Consider the following 10,535-nt stretch of genomic DNA (forward strand, 5'->3'; position numbering starts at 1 on the left):
TTTCTTCCGAAGAGAGTATAATCTTGAATGGGCTTGTTCTGGGCACAATACGCCTCCTTCTTTGTCTTCGTATTGTGCCGCATCCGTTCTTGAAAAGCAATATTTATATGTCATCATATTTATGATACTGTGTACTTAGGCTGTAGTAACCATCATCGCGGCGAGCATCCTGCCGCACCTTCCTTTTTCCCTCCTATAGGAGAAGAAACGCTGCGGATGGCAGGCGGTGCATAACCCGGGGTTGGTCACATTGTCAACCCCTAGGATCCGAAGTTCCCTTTCGATGCCCTGCCAGAGGTCCAGCGGATAACAGCATGGCCCTATTGACGGGCTTATCACAGCCGCGCAGTCTGCCGGCGCAGTTCCGAACTCGCGCGCCATTCTTTCCACGCACTCAGTGACGATGCGCTTGTCGCTCCCTTCCCTCCCTGAATGAACGAGGGCGATCACATTATTCTTTATGTCCACGATGTACACAATCGGGCAATCGGCGCCATAGGCGATGAGGCATATGCCGGGCTCCCCGCAGATGAGGGCGTCAACTCCCGGCATCTCGATCATCTCGCCTGCCTGCGCGCCACCGATCGTCGCGACGCCTGCTCCATGAACCTGCTCTCCCCACACCATCGCGCGCGCATCGGGGAACCGCTCATCCCTCAGCCGGCGGCACATCTCGACGCGCCTTCTCTTGCCGGGGGCGCATGAATCCATAAACTTCCTCGTCGTGAAGCAGTGGCTCAGCCACTCGATCCCCTGGAGGGATTCGAAAAGGATATGATGCTCCTCGTGAATCGTGGTGTCGCGACCTCCGCTCATCGTACGCCCCCCGGAAGCGCGCAGGCGCCGCATTCACCACACTGCCGCGGGTGGCAGGGGGCAGTCAACTCTCCGCGCACAAACTTTTCGTACTCAGCCCAGAGGTACTCCCTTTTCACGCCGATCCCTATATGCTCCCACGGAAACAGCTCATCCTTGCCGCGCGGGTGCAGTGCGTATTTCTCAATGGCCGCGCGCGGCAGTCGGCCAATGGCGAGATGGCGGGCCAGCGTCCTGTCACCTCTCGCCAGCGCCGCTTCTGCCATCGCCCCTCTGATGCTCTGGTTGCTCAGACGAACCATGGGAATTTTTTCGATCGATTTCCTCAGCAACCGGTATTTTCTCCTCAGCTCGCGCTCTCCCTCCATCCCCGCCCACTGGAGGGGGGTTCTCGCTTTAGGAACGAGCATGCCCACACTGACACGCACAGGGATCCGCGCGGAAATGCCACGCACCTGCTCGACAATCGCCTCGCAATCCTCCCCGGTTTCTCCCTCAATCCCAAGGAGATAGTAGAGCTTGAGCTCTCTCAAGCCGGCGGCCGCGGCGCCTTCCGCAACCCGCATCACATCCCGCGCGTGAATCTCCTTGTTCAGCTTCCGCTGCAGACGCTCCGAGGGTGTCTCGGGCGCGATCGTCAGGCTCCTGAGGCCGCTGCGCGCGAGGATGCCCAATAACCGCTCGCTGACCCGGCCCGCACGTACGCTCGATACGGAGATTCTCCCGCCCCTCCTCACGATCTCATCAACCATCTCTTCCAGGTCGGGATGATCGGTGAGCGAGGGGCCGAGGAGCGCAACGCCGCTGCCAATCGAGAGCGCCCGTGCCGCGGCGTCCATAGCCGCCTTCCGGCTCCTCAGCCTGGGGGCGCGGTACGCGTAGTCCGCGACACAGAAGCGGCACTGTCTCCCGCAGCCGCGCATCAGCTCTACTATGGCCTTATCACCGAATTCGGTCTCCGGCGTGACAATCGGCGCGAGGGCAGGCCATCTGTCCAGTTCCCCGACCCACTGCCTCTCGGGGGCGGTGAGCCCCGGTTCTACCCCCTCCACCGCGAGGAGCTGCCCATCTCCTCCGTAACGCGGCTCATACATGCGGGGTACGTACACTCCGGGAATCCCGGCAAGCGTGCGGAGGAGACGCACCCTCCCCCCTCTGCCGCCCGCCATGATCCGGTCAAAGAGCTTCGCTGAAACAGCCTCAGCCTCGCCGAGCACGAACAGGTCGAAGATATCCGCGAGCGGTTCGGGGTTGAGCCATGCGCAGACGCCGCCGCCCATGATGAGCGGGTGGCGTTCGTCACGCTCGCGCGACGCGAGCGGGATACCCGCGCGCCGCAGAATCTCGATGACATTGAAATAATCCTGTTCGCAGGAGAGCGAGAAACCCACGCAGTCGAAACTCCTGAGGGGACTGATGCTCTCTATCGTATACGTCTGGCTCCCCGGAATAAAAAATCCGCGCTCGCATCGCACACCGTACAGCGCATTGAGGAGGCCGTACACAAGCTGGAATCCCATGCTGCTCATGCCTACATAGTAGGAATTGGGGTAGATGAGGGCGACGGTGCACGCGGCGGGCTGTTTATCCACGCCGCCGCGCTCGAGGGCCCTGAGGCGCTTCAATTCACGGATAACCTTATAATTCATATGAAAGAATGTCAAATGACAAATACCAAATGAGGAATGCCAAATGTCAAAACAGGTTGTGCGAACGCGGGGAGGCGGAATCAATCCGAGCCGAGGATCTTCCGCGACTCATCGAGGTAGATTCCCTGGAGATTCATTTTGAGGCTCTCCTGATTGGGAGAATAGTCCATCGCGGCCTGCTCCGTGACCACCGATGCCCTGACCAATTCAACCAGTGACTGGTTGAAGGTCTGCATCCCCTCATCCCGTCCATCCTGGATGGCATCAGAAAGTTTCTCCAACTTGTTTTCGCGGATGAACTTACGCACAATCGGTGTCCCGAGCATTATTTCAACGGCGGGGACCATCCCCCCCCCTGCTCGCCTGGGCAATAAGCGCTGGCAGATGACCGCCACGAGATTCGCCGCGAGCTGCACCCTCACCTGATCCCGGTCGCTCGCCGGAAAGAAATCCATCACCCGCAGCATCACCTGGGCCGCATCAGGCGAATGCAGGGTGGTCATCACGAGGCGCCCCACATCAGCGGCGGAGAGCACCGCCGCGAAACTTTCACGGTCGCGCATCTCTCCGACCATGATGACGTCGGGGTCCTGCCGCATGACAAAGCGCAACGCCGCAGTGAACGTTCTGGTATCTATCCCCACCTCGCGCTGGTCGATCACCGATCTGTCGTCGGAATAGATATACTCAATCGGATCCTCAACGGTGAGGATATGCCGGCGCGCGTTCGCGTTGATAAAGTTAACCATGGAAGCGAGGGTGGTAGATTTTCCACAACCCGTTGCGCCGCTGACAATGATGATGCCCCTCTCGGCGAGTGCGATCTTCTCGAGTATCGCCGGCAGCCCCAATTCATGGAAATCGGGAATCCTCGTTTTTACGTGCCTCATCACGACGCCCACCATTCCCCTCTGCCGGAATACGTTGGTGCGGAAACGGCCCACCCCCTCGCTCAGGTAGGCGATATCCAGTTCCCCCCTGCTCTGAAAAGACTCCCACTGTTTTTCGCTCACGAGAGATCGCGCGATTCGCTCCACCTCGGCCTGCGTCAGCGCAGCGGCTTCCATGTCAACGAGTCTGGTGTTCAGGCGCAGGATCGGCGGGCAGCCCGCTTTAAAATGAATGTCGGATGCCCCGCGAGCCGCCACCTCTTGCAAAAGTTCCTTTAAAATAATCATTCCGCCTCCCCTCACGATTTATGACTCACCACAGATGAACACAGATAAAGACCGATACGTGTTGCGAAACAGGATGCACACAGATACACACGGATTAAAACGGCATTTTTCGAAACAAGAAACCAATACCTGTTTTTATACCTGTGTTAATCTGTGTGTATCTGTGGTGAAAAATTAATTTGCGTATTTGCCAGACGCGAGCCCTACATAAAAAACAGCCACGGATCATTCACACGCCGCAATCCGTGGCTCATCGAGTAGCGCGACCGGCTGATTCAGATTATTGGTCACAAGAACTTCTTTATGCAGTCTCCCAGCCTCTCTTTTTGCTCCTTTGAGAGACCGACGAAATAGGCGGCCATGTCATACCGGTCACTCTTGGGTGCTCTCTCGCACCCAACCACAACCGCGCTGCATTGCAGCGCTTCAGTCTCTCCCCTGCCGCGGGTCTTGCCGGATGGCGGGAGCACAAGATTCACCGCGATCTCCCTGAACAGGGGGATGTCGCGGTCGGTCTGACAGCGTATTCCATTCTTACTCAGATTGATTTGCTCGCCGAGCACGCGGAAATTGGCCGAACTTATGCTGAATCCCTTCTCACCAGGGCTCTTCGTTGAGAACACCTCTCCCGGATCGTACCTCATGGAGGGGCCGCCTCTCCGCGCGAGCCTCTTCTGCTCTTCCGGGGACAGCCTGTGCTGCACATAGTCGGACAATTCCCGTTTGTCTCTCTGGTCGATATCGGTAAAAAAGATAGCCATGCTGTAGTGGGGCGCGGCGCCGCCCTCTCGCTCGGGCTGGTTCCTCACCACAATCCCGTGGCATTGCACTTTTTTCAACTGCTCACGGCCTCCTCTTTCTTCTTTTGGTATGAGGAGGGTCACGCCGAGTTTGGTGTTCAGCGGGACGAACTTGTCGAGCATGCAGTACGCCCCTGAGGCGCTGATGTTCTTCGTGCTCGCCTCGATGACATCACTCGCCCTCTTTATTTTCAGGGGAACCTTGATGTCGGCCCGCGGCGCTCTCCTGCGCTCTGCGCGCGCTTTCCCTAAGCGTGTGGACGCCATTATGCTTCTCCTTTCACTAGGTATACGCCGCCTCACTGCTGTCTAAAATAAATTACCCTTGGATCTGCCACCTGTAAATTAAAGCTGAACCCCTTTCCATCCGGGTTCCTCGTTGAGAACACCTCTCCCGGATCGTACCTCACGGAGGGGCCCTTTCTCCGCGCGAGCCTCTTCTACTCTTCCGGAGACAGCCTGTGCTTCACATAGTCGGACAATTCCCGTTTGTCTCTCTGGTCGATATCGGTAAAAAAGATAGCCGTGCTGTAGTGGGGCGCGGCGGCGCCCTCTCGCTCGGGCTGGTTCCTCACCACAATCCCGTGGCATTGCACTTTTTTCAACTGCCCACGGCCTCCCCTTTCTTCTTTTGGCATGAGGAGGGTCACGCCGAGTTTGGTGTTCAGCGGGACGAACTTGTCAAGCATGCAGTACGCCCCTGAGGCGCTGATGTTCTTCGTGCTCGCCTCGATGACATCACTCGCCCTCTTTATTTTCAGGGGAACCTTGATGTCGGCCCGCGGCGCTCTCCTGCGCTCTGCACGCGCTTTCCCTAAGCATGTGGACGCCATTACGCTTCTCCTTTCACTAGGTATATACCACCTTTCAAATGTAATGTCAATTCGTGATAATATTTTTGAGCTCCCGTTTGAGAATTTTCCCCGTCCCGGTCCTCGGCAATTTTTCAAGGACGATAATTCTATGAGGGACCTTGTATCCCGCGAGGGACCGCTTGCAGAATTGTATCAACTCTGAAGCCTCTATGCGCGCGCCGTCCTTCAACGACACAAACGCCACGGGCACCTCACCGCGGCGGGGGTCGGGCTTTCCCACGACGGCCGCCTCCGCAACGGAGTGGTGGGTGTAGAGGACTTCCTCAATCTCCCGGGGATACACATTCATGCCATGGAACAGGATCATATCCTTTTTCCTGTCGAGGATATAGATATACCCATCCCCGTCAATCTTCCCTATATCTCCCGTCAGCAGCCATCCGTCACGGATTGTTTCTTTCGTTTCCCGGGGATGGTTGAGATACCCGCACATCACATTTTGCCCCCGCACCGCAATTTCCCCGACGCGCCCCGGGGGCAGTTCTCCCCCCTCACCAGAGACAATCTTGACCGCCACACCCGGGATAGGTTTCCCGACGGATCCAGGCTTGCGAATCCCTTCAAGCGGGTTGATTGAGACCACGGGTGAGGTTTCTGAGAGGCCATACCCCTCCAGGAGAGGAATCTTGACCCGCGCTTCGAAGTTTTTAAGCGTCGCCTCGGAAAGGGGGGCGGACCCGGAAATACACACCCGGAGGCTCATGAATATCCGCAGCCACCAGGGGATGCCCCTCTGAGCGATCACGTCGTAGATGTGAGGGATGCCGATCAGGATCGTCGCGCGTTTGAGAACCATGCTCGTGATGATGTGGGGGATCGAGCGCAGCCTGCTCACCGGAATGATGCCGGCGCCCACGGCGATGGGCATGAGGATGCAGGTGGTGAGCGTGAACGAATGAAACATGGGGAGTATCAGGAGCAGGCGGTCCCTTCTGCTTATCCTGATGCTCATGCCGGAGCTGATGATATTCGACAGCAGATTCCCGTGGGTCAGCATTGCCCCTTTCGGCTTCCCGGTGGTGCCGGACGTATAGATGATCACTGAGAGGTGACTCCGCTTCACGTCCCACCGGGGATTCGAGTCGCTCACTCCCTTGATAAATGCCTCGCACAGCCAGGTATCATTTCCGAGGTCTTCCCTCCCGACGGTTACCAGTGCCCTGAGCGTTGGTATCTCGTCGGAAAATTTCCTCACCACGGGAGCAAATTGATCTGACGTCACGAGAACGGTGGCGGCTGAATCAGCGAGAATTAATTTCAATTCAGGAGCGGTCAGAAAACAGTTGAGCGGGACCACTACAGCCCCTGCCTTAAACGCGCCGAGGCAGGCGAAGATGTAATGGATATCGTTGGCCAGGAGAATGGCAACCCGGTCTGAGGGGACCAGGCCTAACTTCTCGCGAAGCGCGTGCGCATAGCAGTTGGCGATCGCATTCAGATCACGGTAGCTCCACGCGCCCCTCTTTAAAATGAGCGCGCGGCGGCGCGGATAACGGCGGGCGGTCTCCTCGAGCATCTGGCCCAGGCTCTCGCAGCGCTCAACCAGGGCCATCGCGTTCATTATTCGCATTTCAGCCGACCTGCGCGCGATGACGCTCACTCATCGAGGACAACCTTCCCCCAGGGACGCCACAGGGCGGAATGCATCGAGGCGACCTCGGCGCCCTTGTAGTTGAGCGAGACGCGCCAGCTCGCGATGTCGCCGTTCACCGTATTCTGATCGCCAAGGTTCTTCCACACGTACTTGTGCCGTCCTACTGGAAGGTCATTGTACACCTTCTCTGAATAGTGGACCTCGACACCCTTCGGATACATATACTCGAATTTGAGCGTCATCGGTTCCGGCAGCACCTTCTCCGGCCCTTTCGCGACAAAGGCGATCACGTACTCCTCCCCCTGCCTTTCAGGGGGGAGGTACCTCGCGTCATAGCGCCACTTGTCAAGCCCGCCAAGGCCGGTGAATTTGCCTGAGTTTCGCGTCTCCTGAGAATTGATCCCCCTCGCATCGGCGAGCCTCGACTGGCCGTCAATCGCGATGAGTTTGTCCTCCCGTTTCACGAACGCGACATGGAACGACGTGGAAGGCGATTTGTACGGCTCCATCACCGCGGCGCACCCGACGCATACAATCACCGGGGCAAGAAACGTTATCGCACGTAGAACTGATTTCATCGGCATCCTCCAGCGTTATCCCTCTTGCTCTCAACTTCCAGCTTTGGGCTGCTGTTATTATATATCCTCACGGGAACCAATGCAAGCGCGCGCTGTCCCCTCAGCGGAAACTGTCCATGAGAGACCCCAGGGCATTCCCGAAGCGGGCATAGCTCGTGGAGATATTCTCCCGCAACGCGGCCGCCAGGTCAGAGAAACGAAATTCCGGCGATATGAAAATGAGGACCAGACCAAGCACGATTATGTTCATACTGTAGATGATGGTGAGGGAAAACAGATAGCCGTTCTTCTTCACCTCCGCCTGGCCCTTGATGAGCGCGGAAACGGTGAGGATGATATGGAACGCCCATGTGAAGCCGATGAGGAACACAAACGCCGCCGTGAACTGCTGGGGTTCCCAGAAGAGCTTTCCCAGGAAGTAGAGCCCGATCAGGAGGATGGTGTATACGGGGAAAAAGTACGGAGAGAGCGCAATAAAAAAGTTGCCCTTTGTCCCCTCCACCTTGCCCCCCGTGGAGGAGGCGGAGAAACCGGTCACCTCCCCGCGGAAGAGGAGTATCCAGAACGCATGCGTGAGCTCGTGGCCGAAGACGTAGCTCTTGATGGGCTGCTGAAAAATCGTGAATATGAGAAGGAACATGCCCAGGCCCACCAGGAACCACAGCTGCGACTTGAGAGGGCCGAGGAGGTCGTGATAGAACGCGAGCGTCGCCCCGGCACAGGCGGGGATAAGAAACAGGCCGATGCAGAATTTGATGAGCCTGAGTAAAAACTGTAGCAATTTCATGGATGTCAGGCCCTCGCAATAGGGTCGCTTAAATATATCTCATTCCACTTCCCAGATCAACCCATAACTGCGGCTGAAATTCCTCTTGGATACAAACTGAGGGAGTATGCTCCGTGTGATAGAAACGGAGCAGCGTGTTCTTCTAAAAAACCCGGCAGTGAGTAGTCGCGCTTCTTTTAAGAATACTCCCATCGGATGCAAAAGGTTAAATTGTGGACGTGGGGGATTGTATCTATCAGTGGAAGCGATGAAGAATAATTACCACATTAGCCAGTAACAAGTGCAACACTTTCCAGTCGAGCTATGCCTTCTGTGGACAGCAGGTTGGTTAGTGGGTGGTATTGTGGCAGAAATGGGGCTTGGAGGCAACCCAAAGGTGGAGATTGTCAAAGATCGTTTAGAAATGTCACATCGAGTGCTCTCCCTCTCCCACCAATGAATGGGGGGAGAGGGTCGGGGAGAGGGGGGTAGAAAAGGTTTCCTTACCCTCCCCGAGACAGCCGCTGTGCGGGAAAAACGCGCGCCTCGATTGAACACTGATTGCTCCCCCCGTCTAAACGGCCCTACAACGAACGATCTCTCATCCCGGTGAGGCTGCCGGCCTGGCCTGAACGGGCGGTGTCATCACAAGAAATCAACAGGTACATAGTCCGTCAGCCCCGCTCATCACAGGGCGACGCCAGGGAAGGCATGCAAAACCTCCCGCGGCGTGTGCCACCCCAAACATTTCCTCGGGCGGTCGTTCAAGTACCGATCAATTCCGGCCGGCTCCGGGTTGCCGATGGTTGCGAACGATGATCGCTTCGGGTGCAATCGGCGGATCAGGCCGTTCGTGTTCTCGTTGGTCCCACGCTCCCACGAATGATACGGATGCGCAAAGTACACATCCATCGCGGTCGCTTCAGCCATTTGCTTGTGAAGCGCGAACTCCTTGCCGTTGTCAAACGTGATCGTCTGTTGCGCCTTCTTCGGAATCGAGTCAAACAGATCCGCAACCATTGCGCTGACTCCCTCTGCATCCTTGCTCTGCACGCGTCCAACCAGCGAAAACAGCGCCTTGCGCTCGTCCCGCTGTGGAGTAGATACTGAGACCCGTATAAATAATACAACATATCATGCGTTTAGAATTGCCCATAGGATAGGCTAAATTAAAACTTGAGCCATTTTATTTATTATACCGGTTCTCTTCAAAGCTGTGTGGGTTTGATTTTGTAAAGCAATCCAGGATACCTCCCGTCCGCCTGAGGCGGACAAAAATCAGACCTGCCCGCCTTCGGCAAAGAGGCAGGGATTAATAAGATTTACCCACACAAAACGGAAGAGCACCTTAATACTCAACGGCCGGAGGGTGTTGGAGTTGCCTGCAACGTCTACAACTTCTATCGAGCCACTGAGAAAGCTACCCGCGCGATATTGCTAAATAGGTCCCTCAGTGTGCCCTGGGGCGGGCTGTAGAGCGCGGCGGATAATGCGTAGCTGCCCGGCGCGACGTTCCTGGGTATCCGCCAGAGTAAACAGGTGGCGCATAGTCATCTGCTGCATCGTGACGTTCCTGTACACAGGCACCACCGCACGAGTCCATGTCCCGCGCCGCGTCAGATAGAAACGCATGCCGTTTGGCAATTCAGCCCAGAAAAAGACATCGCCTTTGTTGGCGTAGGGGAAGACGCCCCTCTGAATAGAGCAACTCACATCAATGGAGGAACCTACCCTGTAGCCGCTCTTGTCGGTATAGAGATTGATAAGGGAGCCACCCGTCCCGGAGGGCGGGCCACCGCGGGGGTCGTTGGCTACCGCCGGCCGCACTCCGCAGCCGATATCGTACACCACTTTCTGCGTTATGTAGTTCCCCATCGCGTCGTAGATCTCGAACCTCCCCTTCCCCGACGACCATTGCCCGCTGCCCACGACGATCTCATCATAATCCTTTGCCGCGGCCTCTCGTACTGGGGATAACGTCGCCCGCGGCAACCCAGATCTCTCCCTTTACCTGATAGCGGGTGAACGTATAGAAGGACCTCAGCAGATCTCCCTGGCCGTTCAGGACAAAAACACCGGAGGCCCCCACCACCCCCACGCCCACAATGATCTCGTCTCCGCTCCCGGGAGCCACATCTCCGCCCGCCACCGAAAAACCGCTCAGGAAGCTGGCGCCCAGGTAGCGGCTGAGGTCGAGCACCCTGATGAGGCTGCCGTCGACACCGCTGTATATCAGTATCGTCGGAGGCCCTGCCTTTAAATAGGGTATGCCGCGCGGT

The 10,535-nt window shown here is 57.0% G+C and carries 11 protein-coding genes; all 11 read right to left on the reverse strand.

The features are described 5' to 3' along the window. Window positions 1–135 precede the first annotated feature (135 nt). Window positions 136–816 carry a polyphenol oxidase family protein gene (locus NTX71_03215; GenBank protein ID MCX6338913.1) on the reverse strand — a complete coding sequence of 227 codons (681 nt, stop codon included), beginning with the start codon at window positions 814–816 and terminating at the stop codon, window positions 136–138. Further along, entirely contained in the window at window positions 813–2,465 is a 1,653-nt protein-coding gene (locus NTX71_03220) for a radical SAM protein (GenBank protein ID MCX6338914.1), read from the reverse strand. Before NTX71_03220 ends, NTX71_03215 begins: the two co-directional genes overlap by 4 nt. A gap of 80 nt (window positions 2,466–2,545) precedes the next feature. Beyond that, window positions 2,546–3,643, reverse strand: a complete 1,098-nt coding sequence (locus NTX71_03225; protein MCX6338915.1) for a PilT/PilU family type 4a pilus ATPase — start codon at window positions 3,641–3,643, stop codon at window positions 2,546–2,548. Window positions 3,644–3,930: 287 nt separating this feature from the next. After that, window positions 3,931–4,710, reverse strand: coding sequence for a PilZ domain-containing protein (locus NTX71_03230; GenBank protein ID MCX6338916.1), 780 nt, complete (start codon window positions 4,708–4,710; stop codon window positions 3,931–3,933). A gap of 173 nt (window positions 4,711–4,883) precedes the next feature. Beyond that, entirely contained in the window at window positions 4,884–5,276 is a 393-nt protein-coding gene (locus NTX71_03235; protein ID MCX6338917.1) for a PilZ domain-containing protein, read from the reverse strand. A gap of 46 nt (window positions 5,277–5,322) precedes the next feature. After that, entirely contained in the window at window positions 5,323–6,918 is a 1,596-nt protein-coding gene (locus NTX71_03240; GenBank protein MCX6338918.1) for a long-chain fatty acid--CoA ligase, read from the reverse strand. Beyond that, window positions 6,915–7,490, reverse strand: a complete 576-nt coding sequence (locus NTX71_03245; GenBank protein MCX6338919.1) for a hypothetical protein — start codon at window positions 7,488–7,490, stop codon at window positions 6,915–6,917. Before NTX71_03245 ends, NTX71_03240 begins: the two co-directional genes overlap by 4 nt. 100 nt (window positions 7,491–7,590) lie before the next feature. Next, window positions 7,591–8,277 (reverse strand): hypothetical protein, encoded by a 687-nt coding sequence (locus NTX71_03250; protein MCX6338920.1) that lies wholly within the window; start codon window positions 8,275–8,277, stop codon window positions 7,591–7,593. Window positions 8,278–8,943: 666 nt separating this feature from the next. After that, the gene (locus NTX71_03255; protein ID MCX6338921.1) at window positions 8,944–9,330 is read right to left on the reverse strand and encodes an IS30 family transposase; all 387 of its coding nucleotides are present in this window, start codon (window positions 9,328–9,330) and stop codon (window positions 8,944–8,946) included. A gap of 363 nt (window positions 9,331–9,693) precedes the next feature. Beyond that, a complete protein-coding gene (locus NTX71_03260) occupies window positions 9,694–10,185 on the reverse strand; it encodes a hypothetical protein (protein ID MCX6338922.1) in 492 nt (163 codons plus the stop codon). 10 nt (window positions 10,186–10,195) lie between these two features. Next, window positions 10,196–10,535: hypothetical protein (locus NTX71_03265; protein ID MCX6338923.1), on the reverse strand; the 340-nt coding region annotated here is incomplete at its 5' end.

It is taken from the genome of Candidatus Auribacterota bacterium, from assembly GCA_026392035.1.
In the GTDB taxonomy this organism is placed as follows: Bacteria; Auribacterota; Tritonobacteria; order UBA1439; family UBA1439; genus JAPLCX01.

What these genes read in the sequence shown, in the direction of transcription:
- NTX71_03215 (MCX6338913.1), bottom strand. Translation starts at nt 816, where the DNA reads ATGAGCGGAGGTCGCGACACCACGATTCACGAGGAGCATCATATCCTT.
- NTX71_03220 (MCX6338914.1), bottom strand. Translation starts at nt 2,465, where the DNA reads ATGAATTATAAGGTTATCCGTGAATTGAAGCGCCTCAGGGCCCTCGAG.
- NTX71_03225 (MCX6338915.1), bottom strand. Translation starts at nt 3,643, where the DNA reads ATGATTATTTTAAAGGAACTTTTGCAAGAGGTGGCGGCTCGCGGGGCA.
- NTX71_03230 (MCX6338916.1), bottom strand. Translation starts at nt 4,710, where the DNA reads ATGGCGTCCACACGCTTAGGGAAAGCGCGCGCAGAGCGCAGGAGAGCG.
- NTX71_03235 (MCX6338917.1), bottom strand. Translation starts at nt 5,276, where the DNA reads ATGGCGTCCACATGCTTAGGGAAAGCGCGTGCAGAGCGCAGGAGAGCG.
- NTX71_03245 (MCX6338919.1), bottom strand. Translation starts at nt 7,490, where the DNA reads ATGAAATCAGTTCTACGTGCGATAACGTTTCTTGCCCCGGTGATTGTA.
- NTX71_03250 (MCX6338920.1), bottom strand. Translation starts at nt 8,277, where the DNA reads ATGAAATTGCTACAGTTTTTACTCAGGCTCATCAAATTCTGCATCGGC.